20 protein-coding genes are annotated in these 22,988 nt (G+C 39.3%); 16 read left to right on the top strand and 4 right to left on the bottom strand.

Going from position 1 to position 22,988, the window contains the following annotated elements; translation table 11 throughout:
- The first annotated feature begins 17 nt into the window (after window positions 1-17).
- From G0029_RS03170 to G0029_RS03180, 3 genes are all read left to right on the top strand, one after another.
- Window positions 18-2,198: a TonB-dependent receptor gene (locus G0029_RS03170; RefSeq protein WP_180109754.1), complete on the top strand. Its 2,181-nt coding sequence runs from the start codon at window positions 18-20 to the stop codon at window positions 2,196-2,198.
- Between the two features lie 12 nt (window positions 2,199-2,210).
- On the top strand, window positions 2,211-3,326 hold the full coding sequence (locus G0029_RS03175; RefSeq protein ID WP_180089180.1) for an NADH:flavin oxidoreductase/NADH oxidase: 1,116 nt from the start codon (window positions 2,211-2,213) through the stop codon (window positions 3,324-3,326).
- An 81-nt stretch (window positions 3,327-3,407) separates the two neighbouring features.
- Window positions 3,408-4,337 carry an AEC family transporter gene (locus tag G0029_RS03180; RefSeq protein WP_180109755.1) on the top strand — a complete coding sequence of 310 codons (930 nt, stop codon included), beginning with the start codon at window positions 3,408-3,410 and terminating at the stop codon, window positions 4,335-4,337.
- 72 nt (window positions 4,338-4,409) lie between these two features.
- On the opposite strand, the gene G0029_RS03185 is transcribed toward G0029_RS03180, so the two are convergent.
- Window positions 4,410-5,216 (bottom strand): tetratricopeptide repeat protein, encoded by an 807-nt coding sequence (locus G0029_RS03185; RefSeq protein WP_111884806.1) that lies wholly within the window; start codon window positions 5,214-5,216, stop codon window positions 4,410-4,412.
- 249 nt (window positions 5,217-5,465) lie between these two features.
- On the opposite strand from G0029_RS03185, the gene G0029_RS03190 reads away from it, so the two are divergent.
- Entirely contained in the window at window positions 5,466-5,711 is a 246-nt protein-coding gene (locus tag G0029_RS03190) for a hypothetical protein (protein ID WP_078191141.1), read from the top strand.
- A 207-nt stretch (window positions 5,712-5,918) separates the two neighbouring features.
- Complete coding sequence (locus G0029_RS03195; protein WP_180109756.1) at window positions 5,919-7,103, top strand: PQQ-dependent sugar dehydrogenase; 1,185 nt, start codon at window positions 5,919-5,921, stop codon at window positions 7,101-7,103.
- A 106-nt stretch (window positions 7,104-7,209) separates the two neighbouring features.
- Here the strand turns inward: G0029_RS03195 and G0029_RS03200 are convergent, their stop codons facing one another.
- From G0029_RS03200 to G0029_RS03210, 3 genes are all read right to left on the bottom strand, one after another.
- Window positions 7,210-7,731, bottom strand: a complete 522-nt coding sequence (locus G0029_RS03200; RefSeq protein WP_078191139.1) for a hypothetical protein — start codon at window positions 7,729-7,731, stop codon at window positions 7,210-7,212.
- A 137-nt stretch (window positions 7,732-7,868) separates the two neighbouring features.
- Complete coding sequence (locus tag G0029_RS03205) at window positions 7,869-8,600, bottom strand: YgfZ/GcvT domain-containing protein (protein WP_180109757.1); 732 nt, start codon at window positions 8,598-8,600, stop codon at window positions 7,869-7,871.
- Window positions 8,601-8,717: 117 nt separating this feature from the next.
- Window positions 8,718-10,817, bottom strand: coding sequence for a multicopper oxidase family protein (locus G0029_RS03210; protein ID WP_180109758.1), 2,100 nt, complete (start codon window positions 10,815-10,817; stop codon window positions 8,718-8,720).
- 591 nt (window positions 10,818-11,408) lie between these two features.
- On the opposite strand from G0029_RS03210, the gene acnD reads away from it, so the two are divergent.
- The 11 genes from acnD to G0029_RS03265 all read left to right on the top strand — a co-directional run bounded on the left by acnD (window position 11,409) and on the right by G0029_RS03265 (window position 22,863).
- On the top strand, window positions 11,409-14,027 hold the full coding sequence (gene acnD / locus G0029_RS03215) for a Fe/S-dependent 2-methylisocitrate dehydratase AcnD (RefSeq protein ID WP_180109759.1): 2,619 nt from the start codon (window positions 11,409-11,411) through the stop codon (window positions 14,025-14,027).
- A 77-nt stretch (window positions 14,028-14,104) separates the two neighbouring features.
- Window positions 14,105-15,925: an NACHT domain-containing protein gene (locus G0029_RS03220; RefSeq protein WP_180107292.1), complete on the top strand. Its 1,821-nt coding sequence runs from the start codon at window positions 14,105-14,107 to the stop codon at window positions 15,923-15,925.
- Between the two features lie 164 nt (window positions 15,926-16,089).
- Entirely contained in the window at window positions 16,090-16,320 is a 231-nt protein-coding gene (locus G0029_RS03225) for an antitoxin (protein WP_180107294.1), read from the top strand.
- A 203-nt stretch (window positions 16,321-16,523) separates the two neighbouring features.
- A complete protein-coding gene (locus tag G0029_RS03230) occupies window positions 16,524-16,667 on the top strand; it encodes a zinc ribbon-containing protein (RefSeq protein WP_078191132.1) in 144 nt (47 codons plus the stop codon).
- 127 nt (window positions 16,668-16,794) lie between these two features.
- Window positions 16,795-17,370 (top strand): DUF4126 domain-containing protein, encoded by a 576-nt coding sequence (locus tag G0029_RS03235; RefSeq protein ID WP_111884815.1) that lies wholly within the window; start codon window positions 16,795-16,797, stop codon window positions 17,368-17,370.
- Between the two features lie 147 nt (window positions 17,371-17,517).
- The gene (locus G0029_RS03240; protein WP_078192325.1) at window positions 17,518-18,009 is read left to right on the top strand and encodes a DUF2569 domain-containing protein; all 492 of its coding nucleotides are present in this window, start codon (window positions 17,518-17,520) and stop codon (window positions 18,007-18,009) included.
- A 216-nt stretch (window positions 18,010-18,225) separates the two neighbouring features.
- On the top strand, window positions 18,226-18,435 hold the full coding sequence (locus tag G0029_RS03245; protein WP_180107296.1) for a hypothetical protein: 210 nt from the start codon (window positions 18,226-18,228) through the stop codon (window positions 18,433-18,435).
- Between the two features lie 105 nt (window positions 18,436-18,540).
- The gene (locus G0029_RS03250) at window positions 18,541-18,798 is read left to right on the top strand and encodes a hypothetical protein (protein ID WP_180021364.1); all 258 of its coding nucleotides are present in this window, start codon (window positions 18,541-18,543) and stop codon (window positions 18,796-18,798) included.
- A gap of 1,423 nt (window positions 18,799-20,221) precedes the next feature.
- On the top strand, window positions 20,222-20,680 hold the full coding sequence (locus G0029_RS03255; RefSeq protein WP_180034547.1) for a GIY-YIG nuclease family protein: 459 nt from the start codon (window positions 20,222-20,224) through the stop codon (window positions 20,678-20,680).
- A gap of 85 nt (window positions 20,681-20,765) precedes the next feature.
- Window positions 20,766-21,431 (top strand): pseudouridine synthase, encoded by a 666-nt coding sequence (locus G0029_RS03260; RefSeq protein WP_180101843.1) that lies wholly within the window; start codon window positions 20,766-20,768, stop codon window positions 21,429-21,431.
- A 496-nt stretch (window positions 21,432-21,927) separates the two neighbouring features.
- The gene (locus G0029_RS03265) at window positions 21,928-22,863 is read left to right on the top strand and encodes a DUF4041 domain-containing protein (RefSeq protein ID WP_180107298.1); all 936 of its coding nucleotides are present in this window, start codon (window positions 21,928-21,930) and stop codon (window positions 22,861-22,863) included.
- Window positions 22,864-22,988 lie beyond the last annotated feature (125 nt).

The raw sequence follows: 22,988 nt of genomic DNA on the forward strand, positions 1-22,988 counted from the left end.
GTCAAAATAGGTGCTCTATGCAAAGTAAATTTAACGTCACATCATTTAAGACACATTTACTTTGCCTGACGGCATGTATTAGCCAACAGCTGTATGCAGAAACAGGTTCTACGGAACCTGTTTTACTTCCTGAGATTACCATTGAAGCACCACGAACCAATACCACGTGGTTAAAAACACCTGCATCGGTATACCGTGTACAGCAGGCTGAAAATAATAACAATACGGGCGTCAATCTGTCTGAAACCTTAAAAGGTGTGCCCGGACTACAACTGAATAACCGTGAAAACTATGCACAAGACTTGCAACTGTCTATGCGAGGCTTTGGCGCACGTTCAACATTTGGTGTGCGTGGTATCCGTTTATATGTTGATGGAATCCCTGCGACTATGCCGGATGGGCAAGGACAGACGTCAAACATCGATATGAGTAGCTTAAATCATATCGAGGTATTGGGCGGGCCATTTTCTTCTTTATATGGCAACTCTTCGGGTGGGGCAATCTTAACAACAACCAAGCAAGGTACTGGAAAAGACTCGATCGAACTCGGCTATTCGGGCGGCAGTCATAATAAAAGCCGTGCTGATATTGTGCTGCAAGGTGGCTCAGAACAGGCCAATGAACCTAGCTATGTTGTCAGTTCTTCTTATTTTGAAACCGATGGGTACCGTGATCATAGTGCCGCAAATAAGGTACTTAGCAATGCAAAACTGACTTGGGATCTGGATGATGGTTCCAAGGTCAATTGGATTGTGAATCATGTGGATATCAATGCCGATGATCCACAAGGGTTGACTCGGGAGAAATTGCGTCAAAATCCGAAACAGCAAGTAGCATTTTTAAAGCAGTTTGATGTACGTAAAGAAATTAACCAAACTCAAACGGGCTTAACATGGAAAAAACCATTGAATGATCAGCATGAACTTAATGCAATGGTATATATGGGGCAACGTGATGTAACCCAGTATCAATCGATTCCTAAAGGTGAGTATTCAATCAATTTAGGCTTAGATGAAGATGGAAATCCAATATCATCAACAAGTCAAAGAAACCCTCGCCATGCAGGCGGTGTGATTGATTTTAGCCGTGACTATTATGGAGCAGATATTCGCTGGACAGGCAAAGACCTCTTGCCGAATACGCGTTTTACTGCAGGCCTAGCCTTTGACTATATGGATGAAGACCGTAAGGGTTATGAAAATTTTGATGCCAATGACAATTATGGCGTGAAAGGTGATCTACGCCGTGATGAAAATAATAGCTTGTGGAATTTAGATCCCTATGTACAAGCCTCATGGAATTTATTACCCAATTGGACTTTAGATACAGGGCTACGATATAGCAATGTACACTATGAGTCTAAAGATCATTATCAGCAGCAAGCAGTATATGCAGCAGATAAAGACAATGGTGACGACAGCGGTAAAACTGACTATGACAAAGTTTTACCTTCAGCAGCGTTAAGCTGGAATATTGCACCTCAACTGAATGCCTATGTCAGTTATGCCAAAGGTTTTGAAACACCGACCTTTACAGAAATGGCCTATTCTAAAGATGACGGCATGAATTTTGATTTAAAACCGGCCAGTAGCGATAACTACGAGCTTGGGCTTAAATCACAAAATGCATGGGGGAATTTCACTGCAGCAGTGTTCCAAAGTAAAACCCAAGATGACATCGTCTCTGCAGGAAGTATCAATGGTCGTGCAACCTATAAAAATGCCGATAAAACCTTACGTGAAGGTGTTGAGCTTTCGTGGAATAAACAGCTATGGCGAGATTTAAGCGCGCAAGCAAGCTACAGTTATATCGATGCCACTTTTGATGCCGCAATTCCTGACAGTGATGTCGTCAAAGGCACTTATATACCGGGTATCGCCAAAAACCAAGCGTTTGCCGCACTGAATTGGCAGCCAGATATTGGCTTTAATGCCGGCCTAGATGTTCGCTATATGGATAAAGTCTATGTCGATGATGCCAACAGTGATGCCGCGTCGAGCTATACCGTGGTTTCTGCCAACGCAGGTTATGTGTGGAAACAAGCAGATTGGAAAGTCAAAACCTATGTACGTGCAGATAATTTGTTTGATGAGAACTATGTCGGTTCAGTGATCGTCAATGATGGAAACGGACGCTTCTTTGAACCCGCAGATGGTTTGAATTGGAGTGCAGGATTAAGTGTGACCAAAGCCTTCTAAAAGGAGAGTAATGTGGCGTTGTTATTTCAACCAATTCAGTTTGGAACATTGGGGCTGACTAATCGAATCGTGATTGCACCCATGTGTCAATATTCTGCCAATGAGCAAGGGGAGTTAAGCTATTGGCATGAGCAACAATGGGCGAATTATGCCTTGTCAGGTGCCGGACTATGTATCATCGAGGCAACGGCCGTACAGGCAGAGGGGCGCATTAGCTATGCAGACCTCGGCCTTTGGAATGATATGCAACGTGCACAGATGAAGGCACTATTGGCCAAGGTGAAATCACTTTCACCTATGCCATTTGCTATCCAACTGGCACATGCGGGTCGTAAGGCATCGACAGATAAACCTTGGGCAGGACGTGGACAATTACCCCCAGATCACCCTCAAGGATGGCAAACTGTTTCAGCCAGTGAGTTGCCCTTTAATGTCACAGATCATGCACCCCATGCTTTAAGTCGAGATGAAATCCAGCAGATCATTCAAGACTTTGCCGATTCAGCAAAACGAGCGGTAGATGCAGGCTTTGACTTAATTGAACTACATGCCGCACATGGTTATTTGCTGCATCAATTTATGTCGCCATTGTCCAATCAGCGTAGCGATGAATATGGCGGCAGTCTGGAAAATCGCATTCGGCTGACGCTTGAAGTGTTCCAAGCCATGAAAAATGCCGTTCCTGAAGATTATCCAATTGGGGTACGTATTTCCGCAACCGACTGGATGGAATATACTGAAGCACCGAGTTGGGATCTAGACTCGGCTGTTGGCTTGTCAAAAGCGCTTGCACAACTAGGAACAGCCTATATTCATGTTTCTAGTGGCGGCTTAGATGTTGCGCAAAAAATTCAATTACAAGCCAGTTATCAAGTGCCTTTTGCTGAAGCCATTAAGCAAGCCGTTCAGGTTCCCGTAATTGCTGTGGGTTTAATTACCGAAGCAATGCAAGCCGAAGGCATCTTACAATATGGCATGGCAGATGCAATTGGTCTTGCTCGTGCAATTCAATATGACCCGCGTTGGCCATGGCATGCCGCTGCTGAACTCGGTGAAAACCTTAAAATTTCTCCGCAGTACTTACGCTGTCAGCCGCATGCACAAAGAAGTCAATTTACGGCTTTCTAATTTTCAAAATTTATAGAGGTCCGATCTACACTCTCAGGTTGAGGGTGTGGATGGAAGAGTCTATTACACAGGATATTTCGTATGGTCTTTGAGGTGATTGGTCCAATCTTTTTTCTTTTGGCCTTGGGATATCTGTCTGTAAAATGCAGTTTATTGAGCAAAGAACAAGTTGGAACCATTGGTGCATTTGTGATTAAGATTGCACTGCCGGCTTTGTTTTTTCAGTCATTAGCTTCTAAAGATTTGCATCAAATTTGGTATCCCGGCTATTTCTTTGTTTATACCGGAGTCACATTTTTATTGTATGGCATGGCCTATTGGCTATTGTCGACACATTTTAAAAATAATATGTCGCAAACAGCGGTACTGTCACTAGGCGCTGGCATGTCAAATACAGGCTTAATTGGCACTGCAGTGCTAAGCTTGTTGGTCGGTCAAAATGCGATGACCTATACCTCACTAATCGTCATTATTGAAAGTGTGCTACTGATTCCAACGGTGCTGATCCTTGCACAATTAGGAAGTTCACAGCAAAAAGCCAATATTGGCGACATCATCAAAAATACCTTAATGACCCTGTTAAAAAATCCACTCTTTGCAGGGGTAATGTTAGGAATTGGGTTTGCAATTTTCCAAATTCGTTTACCTCATCAAATCAATGATGTACTGGCGATGTTAGGTCAAACGGCTTCACCACTGGCGCTGTTTGCAATTGGTGGAGGGATTGTCGGTATGAGCTTAAAGTATGTGAATGCTCAGAGCTTCTATTTGGTGATTTCAAGCAACTTGGTGATGCCTTTACTGACTTATTTAGGCTTACGCTATTTGACTGATGTCAGCCAAGAGATGTTATATGCAGGGACGATTATTGCCGCATTACCGATGCCGACGATTTTTGCCATTCTTGGGCAAGTTTATGGCTTAAATGAAAAGACCTTAACGCCTTTGTTGATGAGTACCATCTTGGGCTTTGTCGTAACAGGTGTATTAATCAGTCTGTGGTGGGCGTGATTTTGATCAGCTCAAGATTTGCTTAAACCCATGAAAAAGCCCTGCATGTGCAGGGCTTTTTTTAATGCTTAATTAACTCTTTTTCGCATTGGCTTTAGGTGCTTTGGCTTGTTCAGCAATCATTTTATCCACGGTTGCCAAAGATTCTTTGGCTTGGGGAATATTTTCTTTGGCTAATGCGCTAAATATTTTTTTAGCTTCAGGCAAATTTTGCGGGATGATATTGCCATTTACAAACATATTGCCCACCGCCATCAATGCAGGGACATAGCCTTTTTTTGCTAATTCTTGAATGCTATTTAGACCTTGCTGAATAGGCTTTTCATTTTTAGCTTTAAAGCCTGCACTGATGTCATAAAGTGCTTTGGCATGAATCGCAGGGTAGTTGCCTTTTTTAATCAGCGGATCAAGTTTGCTGAGTGCCAATTTATCTGACTCAGGTTTATTTTCTGCAAAAAGTAAAATGGCATAGTCGATGGAGGCATCGTCAAACCCTGCCGAAGATGCGCGTTCTAAATATTGTTTGGCCTTGTTGGTGTCTTGTTTTAAGCCCAGTGTGCCCGTTGCATAATTTTTACCTAAAACATAGTTTGCAACAGGGTAGCCTTTGGCTGCAGCCTGTTCATAGAGTTGGATGGCTTTTTTCTCATCCTTCGCTACGCCTTGACCTGTTTGAGTAAGATAGCCCAAATTATAAATGGCCTGAGCATTACCTTTTGCTGCAAGCTTGCTTAGTGTTTGGTAGGCGCCATTCATATCTTTGGCCTTGACCATAGCTTCCACTTTAGCAAATTCAGGATCGACGGCATCTGTTTTGGTTTCAGCAAAAGCCAATTGAGTGCTCATTGCTAAAATGCTTGCGAGTAGGATTTTTTTCATCTTGAAACCTTTTGTAAATCATACACATAATTCCGTTTATGTGTTTTGGTGGTTATTTTTGTCGGTTTTTACATCATAGGTAGATTTACGTAAATGTAAAGTGAGGAATTGTGATTTAAAGCGTTTTTATAAAATAATGTTGATTGCCCTTAGCGCTTTAAATGCCATGACTTTATTGCATCAAAAGCCTTTGCAAAAAAGCAGGACTCTGATTTAATCGCGCATTGTTATTTTCTCAGAGGCAGCGCGATGTTTATTAAAGGCATTAAACGCAATTACGATAAAATTAATGCAGATGAATCGATTGCAGATGAAGATAAAATTGATGCGCTTTTGATGAAACTGGGCGCAGAGTTTTTAGTCAGTAAAGAGGATCGTGTTTATATTTTCAAAAAAGGCGATTTAGAAGCTAAATTTGATGCCAAACATGCGCGCGCCTATCATTTTAAAGAATATGTATGCAAAGACATGAATAAGTTGTTTCATGGATTTTGATTAAAATCATGATTTAAAAACGAAAACATGAGGGGGAATAAAGTTCCTCCTTATTTTTGTTTGTTGTGTACTGCACCAGCGTATGTGATTTAAAAAACCTTAATTTTCAAAAGTATAATATTTTCTAAAAATATAAATTGAATAAAATAGATACAAGGCATCTATGATGAATACAGATATACATGATTCATTGAGATGTATTTAAATATGATAAAAATAAGTGCCATCTTGATCCTTAGTTTCGTCTGTTCAATAACCAGTTGGGCTCAACAACCCAAGCTTGTTCCGCATCCAATCCATTTAAAAAATGGCAAGCAGTTTTCTTTAAATTTGCCTGCAAATTTCGAGATCATTCCTGCTGCTGAAGGTCTCAAACGGGTACGCTTTTTTGCGCAAGCGCCTGATCGCAGAATGTTTGTCACGGATATGTATGATCTAACAGATAATAAAAAAGGTGCTGTGTATATATTGGATGATTGGAATGCTGACACCGGTAAATTTGGCAAAATCATTCCTTATCTGACCGGTTTGAGAAATCCAAATTCAGTTCAGTTTTATACCGATGCTCAAGGACAGGATTGGCTCTATTTTGCGGAAACGCATCAACTGACACGGCAAAAATTTAGTAGAGGAGAAACTCAGCCTTCGAGTAAGGCTGAAGTTTTAGCGACATTTCCAGATTATGGTTTGAGTTATAAATACGGCGGTTGGCACCTGACACGGACGATTGCTATCGGTGGGAATGGAAAAGTTTATGTGTCGGTTGGTTCGAGTTGTAACGCCTGTGTAGAAAAAGAAAAAGTGCGAGCATCCGTCATCGAGATGAATCCTGATGGTTCAGAGCAACGGATTTATGCGACAGGTTTGCGTAATGCTGTTGGGCTAAAATCGATCGGCAGATTTCTATTTGCAACTAATCAAGGTTCTGATCATTTGGGAAGTAAAAAGCCAGATGAAACTTTTTATGCGTTAAAATGGGATGTCGATTATGGCTGGCCCGCATGTTATTCATGGCAGGGCAAAGTATTAGCGGATCCTAAATTTAAACGTGCATCTGGCTGTAAAAATGTTCCATCGCCCTATGCCTATTTCCCTTCGCATTCCTCAGCACTGGGTTTTGATTATTTTGATGACCCTCATACCGATTCCACCATTAAAAATGCTTTTTTAGTGGCTTTGCATGGCTCTACCGACGAGGCGATTGGCCATGGCTATCAAATTGCAATGATGCGTAAAGGACAAAAACTTGAAACCTTTATGGATGGCTTTTTAGTCGGTAAAACGGTACATGGGCGACCTGCTGATATTTATAAGATCGATGAAAAATCTTTTTATTTTTCAGATGATCGGGCAGGGGTGATTTATTATGTGAGGGAAAAAATGAGTGATTAAAAAGCCAAAGTTTTTAGGCTTTGGCTTTGAGTGCTTAGGGATGGTCAGAAGATTTAGATGGTCAGACCTGATGTCAGAATTCTAGTTTATATACGGTCAAAAATGGCTAATCATAGCGTTTCAGTTCTAAGTCTTCATTCTTGAAATGGGCAATCGAAATATGATTATTTGCTGCAATATTCTTAAAGCGTAACCATAGAAAAAATTCAATAAGATTGATTCCAATTCCCCAAAAAGATGTATTTAAGAGGGTGAGTTGGGTGTCGTAGGCAACATGAAACTCGAAGCCTGTGCTACTGAAGCCAAATGAGCTTTGCATAAAGAGAAAAAAGCCAGTTGTTACTTTTGGATAGTAAATGACTAAGGGTGTGATAATAATCGGGACAAGGCTTAAGCTGATCCAAAACAGTATTTTCAAGCCTAGAACATCTCTTTTCCAATATTTGATAGCGCCCATTAGCATGAAAAAGAGTTGGGCATACAGTACAAGAATAATAATCAAAACAAGTAGAGATAGCTGAATTGAAAGCAATTGATTGCCGAGTATGACCATGCCTAGAAGGGCAAAAATTCCGTAATAAAGGGCAATGATCTTGTGCTTTGGGTCTTGAAATTGTGTCTGATGCATCGTTATATAGTTTATTGTTAAAATTCGGAGTGCATTTTAGTTTAAAAATAGTCAAATTAATATGATGAATTTTAAAATTTAAAACTTAGATTTATTATAAAAGAAGATAGCTAAATGTAGCTATCTTCTGAATTTATTTAAGCTGACTGCGGACGTGCCACATCACCATTCAATGCTTCAGGCAAGGCTAAAACTGTCACATCTAACTCTTCTAAAGCTTCTGGACGAGCAACCACTAAAGCCACATAACCATTATCTACAGCCGCGCTATTGACGACTTGTACGCCTTTATTCAGCTGTTCGCCTTGTGCAGGAGCAGCGCCTGTACCTGAAATCGCATGCAGCCAAGCTTTCGGTTTGGCTTTAAACCATAAGCGTGCAATCACTTCCTGACCCAAATAACAGCCTTTGTCATAGTGGACACCTTCACGCTGATGTAGACGTAACTCTTGCGGTTGGAACACATGTTCAATAGCTTGGTCGATATAGGCCTGACCCGCTTGAATCGCTTGAATTTCCCATGCAACAACATCCGTCGGTTCCGAAGTAAATGTCGTTTCATCACCGACTAAACTTGGAAAAACTGCACCAGTTTCTTCAAGTTTCATCTTAGAAAATGCACCATATTTTTTAATATGTTTGGCAAATTCTTCGGCTTGATCTGCTGTAGTGACAATAGAAAAACTTTCAGCACTGTGTTTGGTGAGCCATAAACCAAAATGAATACGGCCTTTGAGGTCGCAGATTGCAGTATAACGCGTTACATTTTCTTCAAGGCGTTCAACATGCAAAGTCACTTGCCCTTGTAGAAATTTTTGTGCATCGACACCGTTGAGAGAAAAAGATGTGAATGCCATAGACGTTGTCATGACCAGCCTCAGTATAAATTTTAGATATCATTAATCATGTTATTTTGCAGCAAGCCGCAGTGTTAGGCAAACAAAAAGCCCATATTGATACGGGCTTTTGTACAGCAGAGATCTGTCTTAGTGATTGTGTGTCGGCATATCGCTTGCAGACATATCCATAGTGGAATGATGTGAAGGAGGCTCACTATTACAATCATATTGGTCGCCACAAATACGCACGGTTTCCATCATGCCTTGATCTTCATGGTCTAAAATATGGCAGTGCAGCACGAAGTCGCCTTCAAATTTTTCGTATTTACTGCGTACAAAGATTTTATAGCCCTGTTTGACGAAGAGCGTATCTTTCCAAACGCCTTTCATGCCATGATATTGCGAGTCAATATTTCCTGCACCATCTTTATCTGAGCTGCCGATCGCACTGACATCGACACCATTTTCATTCAATATTTTCACCACTTGGAATGGATTGACATGAATATGGAAAGGATGACTGGCAACATTACTGCTTAACTCCCACTCTTGAGTTTGCCCGATTGGAAGCTTGCGGACATAGCTATGGTGGGTATGGTCTTCATCATGGTAGGCATCGCCAAAGCTGATCAAGGTACCTTCTTCGGCATGACGAATACCAAATTTAAAGCTGCCATCTGTATGGAACAGAATGTCAAAGTTGGTGATTTGCTTCGCCATCGTTTTGAGCATTTCATCGACTTCAGCAGTCATTAAACTCGCATGAGAGATAAAGGCTGATAAATCACCCTGTTCGAGCTGTGCAATCACTTCTGGTGCCAGTTTTAGTTGGGTGGCCTGACTTTTTAAGAAGTTAAATGGCGTTTGCTGCGGTAGTTGAGTTGCTTGCACATTGACCCAACCGAGGAGCTGTGTATTGAGTTTTTCTTCCGGCGCACGACGAAGTAACGGACTTGATTCAGGCGCATTAATTTCATCTTCTAGATTCAGCTTGGCATCGTATACACAGTATTTATTGGTGGTCGGGAAGGAGAGCATGGCATCAAAGCGATAACCCGGCTGAAAAATTTCAACCCCTTGCTTTTGGATTTTTCCCATGGTCAAGCCGTCTTGTGCAAGGGTATATAACGGTAATGTTTTCAGCGTTTTAAACTGTGAAGACATCGACTTGCTTTGATACTTTTGACATTCGCTCAGGGTTTGCTCTGCGGTAAAGAGCGCAGAATCAGGCAGTTCTTTGATGGTCAAACCAATGGTGTCACGGATACCGCCATGAATCATGCGCCAGCGGTGGTATTGGTTTTGATCCACCTTAATTTCACCAAACATTTTGCCATTGATACTGGTAAAACGATTTTCATCCGCCCAAGAGGTCGGTATATCCAGTTTTGAATAATCTTCTAAGCTATAGATGCAGGGTGTACCATTCACTTGGCTTAAAATGCTATCGCAATCTTCATTGTATTGAATCTGCTGGAACAGCATGATTTTTTCATGGTCATACTGCTGGGTTTTTTGATTTTTCCATAAGATGTCCAAATCTCCAGTCTGTTGAATTTGCCCCTGACGAATGACAGGTTTCCGCTCTCCCTCAATAATCAAAGGGCCAGCCATGCCACTTGAGACCTGAATCGCGGTTGAACCATGCACATGCGAGTGATACCAAAATGTTCCCGCAGGATGATTCGGTTCGATCTTAAATTCGTAATGAAAATCTTGCTGAGGTTTTAAGCTCAAAAATACGTTGTCACTATTTCCTTGCGGGCTAACCCAAAGACCATGTGTATGTAAATTTGTGGTGTTAAAACAGTTCCCTTGGTTAATATTGGTCACTGGACTTGGACAGGTCTCCGTCGATTCAACAGGGAGGTGATTGACCAGATGAATTTTTAAATTGTCACCTTGTTTCGCACGAATTTGTGGGCCAACCAGTACATCAGAGACACTGCCATCGCTATTTTTCGAGTTCCAGAGTTCAGGTTTAGTCAGATAGCCTCTGACCTGTAATAGGTCATTTTCACCGGTTTCAGGGTCGTATAAGGCTTGGCGTTTATACGCTATCAGTAGTTCATGTTGACCTTGTGCATTGGCTTTCAAACGTGGTGGATTCGAGACGACAGTCGGTGAGTCTACTTCCTCTTCTTGAATCGTCGAATCCGTTGTCGATTGGTCGTTGTCGCCACAGGCAATGAAGCTGAGACAGCTTAAGAGGCAGCCAGCCCCAATGATGGTTTTAAATTTTGTCATGATCTTTCCCCAAAGCATAATGACGGTAGAACAGTAGTCGCTGATTTATTTAGCTAAGGTTTTGTAAATATTGTGATTATTTTGGCGAATACAGTGAATTACTGTGCTTGTATGTCGTGCTTTTATTATCTGAGAGTGGGGTGATTCGACGCTATCCCTGCAAATAGGGATAAATTGAGAATTAAGATAAAATAAATAATAAAACCGTGTTTTGATTCACATTATGACTTTGAGGCGCAATGAGCTAATAAAATAATTTAATGCCTTGATTATTAAATACTAAAATTGATAAGACTGATTTTTAATCAATTTGGTTGATATTTAGATTAAATATTATGCAGTGCAATTTTCCTTAGACTAAAGAATGAGGCGGATTTGCAGCTATTTTTCAAAAAAATTCACATTTAGAGCGAATATTCCAAAGTTAGTGTAACTAAATATTTCAAAAACCCCTGTTTTTATATTTAACTCTATGAAATATATGAGATTTGGGAAATGGGTTTTCGGCAGTGTAGTATGCCTATCGAACAAAGATGAATTGTCTATGAAAAAGACAACGCAAAAAAATGAAAGACCGAGGGCAGGAACGCTATGAACAACAACTACCGTAAACCGCTGCAAGGCACCCAGCTAGAATACTTCGATGTACGCCAAGCCGTAGAAGATATTCAGCCAGGCGCATACGCAAAACTCCCATATACATCTAAAGTCCTTGCAGAGCAGTTGGTTCGTAAATGCGACCCTGCAATCTTAGAACAGTCTTTAAAAGAACTGATTAACCGCAAACAAGACCACGATTTCCCTTGGTACCCTGCACGTGTGGTGTGCCATGACATCTTAGGCCAAACCGCATTGGTTGACCTTGCAGGCTTGCGTGATGCGATTGCTGACCAAGGTGGCGACCCGTCAAAAGTCAATCCTGTTGTTCCAACGCAGCTCATCGTTGACCATTCTCTTGCTGTAGAGTTTGGTGGTTTTGATCCTGATGCATTTGAGAAAAACCGCGCGATTGAAGACCGTCGTAATGAAGACCGCTTCCATTTCATTGAATGGACCAAAACAGCCTTTGAAAATGTCGATGTGATCCCTGCGGGCAACGGCATCATGCATCAAATTAACTTGGAGAAAATGTCTCCAGTGATTCAAAACCGTGATGGTTTAGCATTCCCTGATACCTGTGTGGGTACAGACTCACATACACCGCATACTGATGCATTGGGTGTGATTTCTGTCGGTGTCGGCGGTCTAGAAGCTGAAAACGTGATGCTCGGCCGTGCATCTTGGATGCGTCTGCCCGACATCATTGGTGTAGAACTTATCGGTCAGCGTCAAGCAGGCATTACCGCAACTGACATCGTGTTAGCGCTTACAGAATTCTTGCGTAAAGAACGTGTGGTTGGTGCTTATTTAGAGTTCTTCGGTGAAGGTGCAGACAGTATGTCTGTAGGCGACCGTGCAACGATCTCGAACATGACCCCTGAATATGGCGCAACGGCTGCGATGTTCTACATTGACCAAAACACCATTGATTACCTGACATTAACAGGCCGTGAAGCGGATCAAGTGAAATTGGTTGAAACCTATGCCAAAGAAATTGGTCTTTGGGCGTCGGATATGACAGCGGCAGAATACCCGCGTGTACTACGTTTTGATTTATCACAAGTCACTCGTAATATTGCAGGTCCATCGAATCCACATGCACGTGTATCAACCGCTGATTTAAAAGCGAAAGGCATTGCAGGTAACTTAGAAGCGGCTAAAGCTCAGGAAGCTGAAGGTTTAATGCCTGATGGCGCAATCATCATTGCAGCAATCACCTCATGTACAAACACTTCTAACCCACGTAATACCGTGGCAGCAGGCTTACTTGCACGTAAAGCTAATGAGTTAGGACTTGTGCGTAAACCTTGGGTGAAATCATCATTTGCACCAGGTTCTAAAGCAGCAGCTTTATACCTCGAAGAAGCTGGTGTACTCGGTGATTTAGAAAAGCTCGGCTTTGGTATCGTGGCATATGCATGTACCACGTGTAATGGTATGTCAGGTGCTTTAGATCCAAAAATTCAACAAGAAATTATTGATCGTGATTTGTACGCAACTGCGGTACTTTCAGGTAACCGTAACTTTGACGGCCGTATCCATCCTTATGCAAAACAAGCGTTCTTGGCTTCGCCTCCACTCGTTGTGGCGTATGCCATTGCAGGGACGATTCGTTTTGATATCGAAACCGATTCACTGGGTAATGACAAAGACGGTAATCCAATTTACTTAAAAGACATTTGGCCGTCTGATGCTGAAATTGATGCATTGGTGAAAGAAGCGGTTAAACCTGAACAGTTTAAGAAAGTGTATATCCCAATGTTTGACTTGGGTGAGCGTGAAAAAGCGGCAAGCCCACTATACGACTGGCGTCCGCAAAGTACTTATATTCGCCGTCCGCCGTATTGGGAAGGGGCTTTGGCTGCACCGCGTACACTTGCGAATATGCGTCCGCTTGCGATTCTGCCTGACAACATCACCACAGACCATTTATCGCCTTCAAATGCGATCATGATGGATTCGGCTGCGGGTGAGTACCTGCATAAAATGGGCGTGCCTGAAGAAGACTTTAACTCATACGCAACCCACCGTGGTGACCATTTGACGGCACAGCGTGCAACATTTGCCAACCCGAAATTGTTCAATGAAATGGTGGTGCGCTCTGACGGTACGATCAAGCAAGGTTCAAAAGCGCGTGTAGAGCCTGAAGGCGAAGTGATGCGTATGTGGGAAGCGATTGAAACTTATATGAATCGTAAGCAGCCGCTGATCATCATTGCAGGTAAGGACTACGGTCAAGGTTCGAGCCGTGACTGGGCTGCCAAAGGTGTGCGCCTTGCGGGTGTAGAAGTAATTGTGGCAGAAGGTTTTGAGCGTATTCACCGTACTAACTTGGTGGGTATGGGTGTGTTACCGCTTGAGTTTAAAGCAGGGACTGACCGTAAAACTTTGAAGTTGGATGGTACAGAGCTGTATAGCGTGATTGGTAATATTGCGCCTCGTTCTGACTTAACTTTGGTGGTTGAGCGTTCTACAGCTGACGGCAAAAATGAAATCATTAAAGTGCCTGTGACTTGCCGTTTGGATACGGAAGAAGAAGTGCATGTGTATGAAGCGGGTGGTGTATTACAGCGCTTTGCACAGGATTTCTTAGAAGGGAATGTGGCTTGATGATTTAAGCTAAAAGTAATTGATATTGTTGTAAAAAGACCCTACATTTATGTGGGGTTTTTTATTTGAGAATATAAATGATAGATGAAACATTGAGTACTTTAGTCTCTGAATTAATAAGACAGTTTACTTTACCAGTGTATTCTGGAATAAAAAATCTTAAGACAGATGCAAGTAACAAGATTCGCGTTACTTTAGGTTCTTGTTTTACGGATTACTTACTAAGAAATTATGAAAGGTATTCTAAAACGAAAACTCTTTTATATAGAGAAATGCCTGTAAAATTAAAAGATTTTTATGTTAGAACTGATTTGAGAATTAACTCACAAATTATAGATGAAAATAAATTTATTGATGAAATAGAAAAAAATAAAAGAATAGTTGTATTAGGTAGCGCAGGTTGTGGTAAGTCTACTTTTTGTAAGAGTATATTTGTTGAACTAGTCGAAAGGTCGAAAGGAATTTTCCCAATATTTATTGAATTACGGCATTTGAATAGTTTGTCAGATAAATCTTTATATAGTTATATATTGAACTCTATGATTTCGATAAATTCATCTTTTAATAAGGAACAATTAGATTACGCATTAAAGCTAGGGAAGATATTGCTGATTCTTGATGGTTTTGATGAGGTAAATATTGAATATAGAGATAAATTAGAACAAGAAATATTATATTTATCTAATAATTATCACGAAATAAGAATATTGATTTCAAGCAGAAATAATGAAAGATTTTCCTCTTGGGATGAATTTTTTCAATATAAAATTGAACCACTAGATAAAAATAAAGCTTTATCTCTTATTAATAAACTTGATTATGATAGAGTAGTAAAAAATGCATTTATAGATATATTAGATAAAAAATTATATCAGTCACATCATAGTTTTTCTTCAAATCCACTATTACTAACTATGATGTTGCTGACTTATGATCAAATAGCTGAAATTCCAAATAAATTACATTTATTTTACGAGCAGGCTTTTCTAACATTGTTTAATAAGCATGATTCATTAAAAAGTATGTATAAGAGAAAATCATTCACAGGTCTTGCATTAGATGATTTTAAAAAATGCTTAGAAGCATTCTCTATACTTACTTATTGTGATCGAGCGTATTACATTGAGGAAGCAAAAATAAACTTTTATATAAGTAATGCTATTAAAATATCAAATATAGATGCCTCCTGTGATGAATTTTTAAAAGACTTACTAGAGTCAGTATGTATATTGCAAAGAGATGGTCTAGGTTATTCTTTTACCCATCGCTCATTTCAAGAATATTTTACAGCACAATTTTTAGTAAACAGAAGTATAGATAAAAAATACGAATTATTTGATAAATTATATAAAGTTAATGGTGGTGATAATATTCTTTTAATGGTTTATGATATTAATAGTGATTTAATTGAGAAAGAGTGGGTGATTCCGAAAATTAAAAAAATTAATCTTAATTTTAATGAGCTAAATCAACAAGGAGATTATTTGGGTATTTTAGAAAGGGTGTATTCTGGAATAAGTATATATGATGAAGAAGATGGCTATGGGGTTGGTTATGCAATGGGGAGTGTATCAAATAAGTATTGTCATTTTTTTCATTTTCTAAATAATTTGTATGCTAATGACTTCTTTAATTTTTATCTTTTAAAAAAGGAATTAATTTCTGAACTTAAGGATTCTTATTTTGAAGAGCAATTATTGGAATATATTCGACTGAATGGTGATATTGATCTAGAAGAAACTTATAAAATAGATAGTTTTGCTAGAGAATTAATTAGAAGAAGTAAGTTGGCAGAATTATTGATGGCACATATTAGCTTTCTTAATCAGCAAGCTATAACTCTAGAAAAAAAATGTCTTAGAAAAGAAACAAATATTTTTTCTTTGCTATTAAATTAACTATTTGAACTTCACCCAATAACCAAAATATCTTCACAAAAAGTCGACCTAAGTCACTAGATCAATATAGTTTCCTCTATTAAAAAAGCCCATAATTTGTAGGGCTTTTTTTAGATGCAAAACTTTTATCGAAAGTTATAGACTAAAACTAATGGAATTACCTTATGAGCACATCAAAAGTTTTTATGACAGGTCGCAGTCAAACTATTCATTTACCCAAAGAATTTCGCTTTAAAGGAAAAGAAGTCGAAATCTTCCGCAGGGGCGATGAGGTCATACTGCGTGAAAAACCTGTCACAGCAGATCAGTTATTTAAGGTTTTGGCGCAAATGCCTGGCGACTTTTATGCAGAAACAAGAGTAGACGAACCACCGCAAGAACGAAAAGCAAAGTAAATTAGAGATAAAAAGAATTTCTGCGTGTAGACGAATTGCAAGTTGAGAACTGGCTCAGCAAATCTCTGTAAACCCACCAAAATTTCCATTCGAAATTATGCTTTGCCTAAATGCCATTATCAATTGTCGAAATGACCAATAGACATTCATCACAAGAGGGTTATACTGAATCTACCATTTCTAAAAACACATGGAGAACAAAAATGGTTACTGCTGGTCAAAAACCCGGAACAGGCTTCTATTTTTGTGTTCAATGCGGACACCGCGTTTACTTAGAAATTGGTACTGATCGTTTACCACCGTGTACCAAATGCCAAGGCAATCAATTTAACAATAAGAATGCCTAAGCTGCAAAACACTAACAGTTATCCGCTGTTTAGAAAGAAAAGCCCTATCACTCGATAGGGCTTTTTGCTAACGTATAACACTGCATATATAAAAACAAATTGCACATTTAACTGTTCGGAGAAGCACATGGAAACAATATTAGGACTGTGTATTGGTATTGGCTTAAGTGCTGCCTGTGGCTTCCGTGTCTTTGTACCTTTATTGGTGATGAGTGTTGCTTCCATTTTAGGACTATTCGAACCGATGAAAGGATTCGAATGGTTGTCTATGCCTGCGGTTTGTATTGGCTTAGCAATTGCGACGGTTTGTGAAATTGCCGCGTACTATATTCCTTGGGTAGATAATGCGCTCGACACCATTTCAACACCTGCAGCCATGATTGCAGGGACGATTGCCACAATGGCAGTAAGCTCAGGTGAAATGTCACAGTTTGCCAGTTGGGCGGCAGCAATTATTGTCGGTGGTGGTACAGCAACAGCAGTGCAAATGAGTACTGTCGCTGCGCGTGGTGTATCTACCGCAACCACAGGTGGCGTTGCAAACCCCATCTTATCTACTGGAGAGTGGATTGGTGCTGCAGTCTTGTCAGTATTGGCCTTTTTAGTTCCATTTTTTGTTGTGATCTTAGTGATTGCAATCGTGATCTGGCTGGTTCGCCGCATTCGTCAGAAACGAACTGTACAGGTCGACACCCCTTTATAAACCAATCAACATTTCACTCTAAAATGAATCCATCTTTTAGAGTGAGTGATCTGCGTGTTTGCTTAATAAATATAGAAATAAAAATCCGAAACCGAGTTTTTCAGCGTTTGATAAAGATTATTAAAATTATAAGAAGTGATACAAAAAATGAACAATCAGAGGAATTTAAAAGGTTTGGGCGGGTGGCTTATTGTGTTGGGGATAAAAATTGTCCTATCACTACTATTGCTTTCATTTGATATTTATAGCCTATATCAACTTTTTCAAAATGAGGCGTTAAGTCAAATAAGTGATCAAAAATCGGAACTTTATTATCCAACTCTGATGTATTTACTCTATATAGAAAGCATCTTAAATATTGTATTTTTCTTACTTTCAGTTTGTGCTGTCTACTTATTTTTTAGTAAGCATCTTTACTTTCCAACATTCTATATTGCGTTTATGGCAAGTTTTTTATTGGTACAGTTATGTGATAGTGCCATTTTGAGTGTGCTATTCACCGATAAAAATGCATTTGATACAGAGACCATCATGCAGTTAGCGACGAGTACTATGGGTTGTCTGATTTGGACGCCGTATTTGTTGATGTCAGTTCGAGTGAAAAATACCTTTACTCAACATTCCAAGCACTCGGCTTAAGCGAAAAAAATACTATCGAGCAATTTCACTATCTGTCCTAAAAGAGCACATCATTCTGCGTTTAAGTTATCCACGAGACGGCTAAAAAAATCTTTAAATACCGATTGATTTTTGAACAATAAAGGCATAATTTTAGTATGTGATTATAAATCACATAATTTTTATATGGATTTATTAATCTTTGAATTTTATAAAAAATAATGAGGGGAATGGTAGATGATTAAATTTATAGTCGATGAAAATGCCTTAATGAATGGCTCACATTTAATTCACAATGGTACGCAAGGATGTGTAGACATGCCGCAGTTTGAGCAGCAAATATTGATTGGTTATTTTGCCAATTTCGAACTCGCTTATAAGCGTGCACGTATGAGTTGGCCAACAGAAAAAGTGGTCGGTTGCGATAAATGCTGTAGTCAAAGCTAGAAATTCAACATGCATTAACCTTGAAATAAAGCTGTATACCCAAGAAAAATGGCGCAGAAATTGCTAACTAAAACAGGTAATCGCGTTATGAATAGGATATACGGCATGACCACAGAAACCATCCGTTCTACAAAATATCCAGCAGAGGCGCATGCCTATGCAGCATGGCCTTTGATCCTGATTATCATTGGTGGTGCGATTGGACTGGTATATGCAGTGATTGCTTATCTGATCAATCTCAAAATATATACATCAGACCTCAGCCGAATGAATAAAATTTTGGCCAATTTACTCTGTGGTATGGCGGCATGTAGTGGTTGGTGGTTTAGCGCACAGTGGGTACAAAGCTATTTAGTTCATTGACCAACACCACGTTGAAAAGATCAACCCTAATATCTGCAGAACATGGATAGGCTTAGATCTCTACTCAAAGGGCGGAGTTTTGTATGAAGTTAAGGGATGAATGTTCAGCGGCGATATATTTTTAAATTTGACGCTGTGTTTGGACGTTTTGTCTGTTGTAAAAGAAAATTTTCTTATAATTGGGCAAATCTGCAGATAAAAAACGCTGAAATGAGCTGAAAAGATAAAATATCCTGCTAAACCTAAAATGGCTGAAAAAATTTGCTGAATTTGCAGAAAATTAGAAAAACTTAGGAAATTAATCCCGATCCTCTTTGGTTAAAGTATATCTCAAGGGTGTGATAGAGATTGAAAAGAGTAGCATGCTGTCAGTGGTGCAAAACACGTGTACAGTACTCACCCAAAAGGTCTCGATTCAGCTTAGGACGCTATAAACCAGAAGTTTATAGGCTATAAGATCATGACTTACAAAGTGATGATAGTTGAAGTAAACAATATTGTTTTCTCTTATACCACCCCAAAAATTTAAGCCAAAATAAAAAAGAATAATGAATCATTACTCCTTTAATCCGCATAAAACAAACCACACCAGTTTAATCACCATAAGCTTAAAGATCATCAGGCATCTCCCGTAAAAATAGTCCTAAGCCAAGTGTTAAATCTGAACGAATTTCATTTTCATCGCATTGAATAGCTTCTGTGCTTTTTGCTACTTTTTTCAAGCACACCTCAATTTTCAAATCTCGCTGTGGTATGCATTATTGACTCTTAATCCAGTTGGAGAACTCATTTCAATACAAGTTCTCATTGGTTAAAAGTCCTGTCTAGAATTCAAATGATCCCGATGGTTTGAGTGATAAACTATGGCGAAAATTCTCGGGAAAAGTCATTTATCAGATGGAAAAAATGCTAAAACATGATACAAGAAGAAAATATTTTCAATATATCTTTAAATGTGAAAAATATTTTTAAAATAAGTCAAAAATAGTAATTTTCAGGGAAACAATCCCTCATCGATACCACTACTATATATCTCAAGGGTGTGATAGAGATTGAAAAGAGTAGCATGCTGTCAGTGGTGCAAAACACGTGTACAGTACTCACCCAAAAGGTCTCGATTCAGCTTAGGACGCTATAAACCAGAAGTTTATAGGCTATAAGATCATGACTTACAAAGTGATGATAGTTGAAGTAAACAATACTGTTTTCTCTTACACCCTAAAAAATTTTTAAGAATTAAATCGAATAATAAATCCTTCCATCTTTTTCAAAATTCCAAACTTCGCATTCATTCCCAACAAATTTTGATCACTGCTGATGTAATGAATATCACGCAGAACAACTCAAACTTAATCTAAGCTTCGGATTGTCCTTTTTCACAAAGTTGTTATGCTTAACTATCTAAATTTTAAATAATTTTGATATGGGTTATCTGAATCAATTGATACAGGATTGTCTGCAGGCACAGCAGACTAAAGCTGAGCGTATATTTGAGTTTTCAAGTTTTGATGATCTTGCTCTACACGCACATTATATTTATGTGATAGAGCAGGTTGGTGGCGATATACAGCAGACATATCAGGACTATGCTGCATTTAAGGCATTGAAAACCCATGCCTGTGCCAAGTTAAATCAACCCAATCACATTCTGTATGTTGGATCATCACGGACAGGTATAAAGAATCGTTTAAAACAACATTTAGGTTTTGGGCCTAAACGAACCTATGCCTTGCATTTATCGCAGTGGTTTCAGGGCAAATATCGCATCACACTACATCAGTATCCTTTAACCACGAGTGCAAGCATCTTACAGTTACTGGAGGATGATTTGTCTCATTCATTAGCACCAGCCTTTGGTAAATTGGGGACCAATAATCGTTAGGGTTAGACCTGATCGGTTAAAGTCGATTGACAGCGAATTAGTCAGTTGTTATTTTGCCGACATTCTCCCAGTACACAGTCTGTCCATGCCTTTAGATCCCAACTTTGTCTATGCGCCGCCTCAAGGTCCTCTACGTATTTTGTATGAAGATGCAGACTTGGTTGTCATCGAAAAACCAGCGGAATTGCTGTCGGTTCCGGGACGTTTGCCTGAGCATCATGACAGTGCCTATCTTCGAGTTTTGCAACAGTATCCAGCAGCAAAGATTACCCATCGTTTAGACATGGCAACATCAGGCATTTTGATGTTTGCGAAACACCGCGATGCAGAAGTGGCGGTGAGTAAAATGTTCCAAGCGCGAACGGTTCAGAAGCAATATGTAGCTTTGGTTCAGGGTAAGCTAGAAGGTGAGGGCAGTGTTGAAGTGCCCCTCATTACGGACTGGGAAAATCGCCCACGTCAGATGGTGCATTTTGAATTAGGCAAACATTCAAAAACCTTGTATCAAGCCATTAGCTATGACGCAAGCAAAGACATTAGCCGAGTATTATTAACACCAGTGACAGGGCGTTCACATCAGTTACGTGTACACATGATGCATATTGGGCACCCCATTACAGGGGATCAACTGTATCACCCGAATGCAAAGCAAAGCTCACTCGGACGGATGGCGTTACATGCTTGCGATCTGGCATTTACCCAGCCCTTAACCCAACAAGCTGTTCATATTCATTGCGCAGCAGAATTTTAAAGCATATTCATGTGAATGCTCATTGTTCATAAAATCTGCTATGTTGCATTGAAAATTTTGTGCAGCTTAGCAAGCTAAGAATAATTACAGCCTTAAATAGATTTTTCTGCTTAAAAATGAATAATGATGTACAACATATCCCTAATTCTGGGGATATATAAATAATTTAAATATCTCTATAAAGTGTGTGAAATATTTACAAAGATTAATATTAAGTTTCTTTGTATCTTTTAGTAAATAAATACCATTTCTAAAGTTTTATTATATTTTCTAAAGAATATTGATTGATTATTTTTTAATATGAAAATTTTTTATTAAATTGATTTAAAACAGTATTTTAGTTGAATTGTGTGCAAGTGTGTATTTGGTCAGATAAATACGGTTTTTTGCATTTGTTCTGCTAATATGAAATGAATTATAGATTTTAACTTTTGTAACTTAGGTTTGTTTTGGGGAATAAACTTAAATTATTGAAGCTTATTTTGAGGATTGGCAAATGATCAATATTGCTTTAATCGTCCTTATCATCCTATTAATTGTGGCTCTCCTTTTTGTTTATAACCGCAAATTGAAAAATGATAAAACCCTACGTTCACTGCAGGAAAACTTCGATCGTGCGCGGTTAAAACTGGCTGAAACAGAGTCCCAGCAAGATGAACTGAATTATGCAATCAGTCAATTACGCATTCAAAACAGTGGCTTAAAAATCCAAGTCGATAAAGTAGCGAAATATCAACATATTGTGGATATTGAACAATATGTTGAGTATCGAACTTTACAGGCTGATGGTTTGGTGGAAGTCACCAAAGCCAATGCCGATATCATGTTGAATGATATTCGCGCACAGATCGAACAAGTGCGTCAGTATTTGAGCAAATATCAAGAAAGAGCTAAATCACAAATACAGGAACAAGCCCGTGCCGAGTTAAAGGGTTTGTATAGCCAAGCGCTGGATCAGCAGCATGTGGAAAACATCAACCGTGCTTTGGACAACAAAATACGGGGCTATCAGTCAACATTCTTTTTACCCTTACAGAGTATTTTAGATCAGCTGATGGATGGCATAAATGAACCTGCGGCAAAGCAAAATTTGACTGCGATACGTTGTAAAATGATTGATGCGATGGAGCAGCAATCGACTGCAAACTGTAATTATGTTGATGAAGAACGTCGTTTGGCTGCGATGCAATTATTTACATTGGTGTTTAATAGTCGTGCTGATTTGTATTTAGCCCAATTAAATACCAAAAACTTAGGTGAGTTATTGCAGGCTTTGGAGGATGATTTCACCTTGCTCAATGCGCATGGTGTACATTTTAGTCAGGCACGGGTACTCGACAGTTATCTACAATTACGCTTAGAAGAATTGAAAATGGCAGCTTTGGTTTTACATCTTAAAGAAACTCAGGCCCACATGGATGTTGTGGTTTAATTTGAATTGTTATAAGAAAGATCACTTCGGCGTTCTATTTCTGATTAAAGAGATTTAGCTAATGCAAATTGCAACAATTATCCGTTAATCTAAGTCAACAGAATAAAATTCATAAACGATAAGGG

Source organism: Acinetobacter sp. YH12138, from assembly GCF_015218525.1.
In the GTDB taxonomy this organism is placed as follows: Bacteria; Pseudomonadota; Gammaproteobacteria; order Pseudomonadales; family Moraxellaceae; genus Acinetobacter; species Acinetobacter amyesii.

Excerpts from the sequence above, each read along its gene's own strand:
- G0029_RS03255 (WP_180034547.1), top strand. The coding sequence starts at position 20,222 with ATGGGTTATCTGAATCAATTGATACAGGATTGTCTGCAGGCACAGCAG.
- G0029_RS03235 (WP_111884815.1), top strand. The coding sequence starts at position 16,795 with ATGGAAACAATATTAGGACTGTGTATTGGTATTGGCTTAAGTGCTGCC.
- G0029_RS03205 (WP_180109757.1), bottom strand. The coding sequence starts at position 8,600 with ATGACAACGTCTATGGCATTCACATCTTTTTCTCTCAACGGTGTCGAT.
- G0029_RS03190 (WP_078191141.1), top strand. The coding sequence starts at position 5,466 with ATGTTTATTAAAGGCATTAAACGCAATTACGATAAAATTAATGCAGAT.
- G0029_RS03250 (WP_180021364.1), top strand. The coding sequence starts at position 18,541 with ATGACCACAGAAACCATCCGTTCTACAAAATATCCAGCAGAGGCGCAT.
- G0029_RS03180 (WP_180109755.1), top strand. The coding sequence starts at position 3,408 with ATGGTCTTTGAGGTGATTGGTCCAATCTTTTTTCTTTTGGCCTTGGGA.
- G0029_RS03225 (WP_180107294.1), top strand. The coding sequence starts at position 16,090 with ATGAGCACATCAAAAGTTTTTATGACAGGTCGCAGTCAAACTATTCAT.
- G0029_RS03260 (WP_180101843.1), top strand. The coding sequence starts at position 20,766 with ATGCCTTTAGATCCCAACTTTGTCTATGCGCCGCCTCAAGGTCCTCTA.
- G0029_RS03195 (WP_180109756.1), top strand. The coding sequence starts at position 5,919 with ATGATAAAAATAAGTGCCATCTTGATCCTTAGTTTCGTCTGTTCAATA.
- G0029_RS03220 (WP_180107292.1), top strand. The coding sequence starts at position 14,105 with ATGATAGATGAAACATTGAGTACTTTAGTCTCTGAATTAATAAGACAG.
- G0029_RS03210 (WP_180109758.1), bottom strand. The coding sequence starts at position 10,817 with ATGACAAAATTTAAAACCATCATTGGGGCTGGCTGCCTCTTAAGCTGT.
- G0029_RS03245 (WP_180107296.1), top strand. The coding sequence starts at position 18,226 with ATGATTAAATTTATAGTCGATGAAAATGCCTTAATGAATGGCTCACAT.
- G0029_RS03265 (WP_180107298.1), top strand. The coding sequence starts at position 21,928 with ATGATCAATATTGCTTTAATCGTCCTTATCATCCTATTAATTGTGGCT.
- acnD (WP_180109759.1), top strand. The coding sequence starts at position 11,409 with ATGAACAACAACTACCGTAAACCGCTGCAAGGCACCCAGCTAGAATAC.
- G0029_RS03240 (WP_078192325.1), top strand. The coding sequence starts at position 17,518 with ATGAACAATCAGAGGAATTTAAAAGGTTTGGGCGGGTGGCTTATTGTG.
- G0029_RS03200 (WP_078191139.1), bottom strand. The coding sequence starts at position 7,731 with ATGCATCAGACACAATTTCAAGACCCAAAGCACAAGATCATTGCCCTT.
- G0029_RS03230 (WP_078191132.1), top strand. The coding sequence starts at position 16,524 with ATGGTTACTGCTGGTCAAAAACCCGGAACAGGCTTCTATTTTTGTGTT.
- G0029_RS03185 (WP_111884806.1), bottom strand. The coding sequence starts at position 5,216 with ATGAAAAAAATCCTACTCGCAAGCATTTTAGCAATGAGCACTCAATTG.
- G0029_RS03170 (WP_180109754.1), top strand. The coding sequence starts at position 18 with ATGCAAAGTAAATTTAACGTCACATCATTTAAGACACATTTACTTTGC.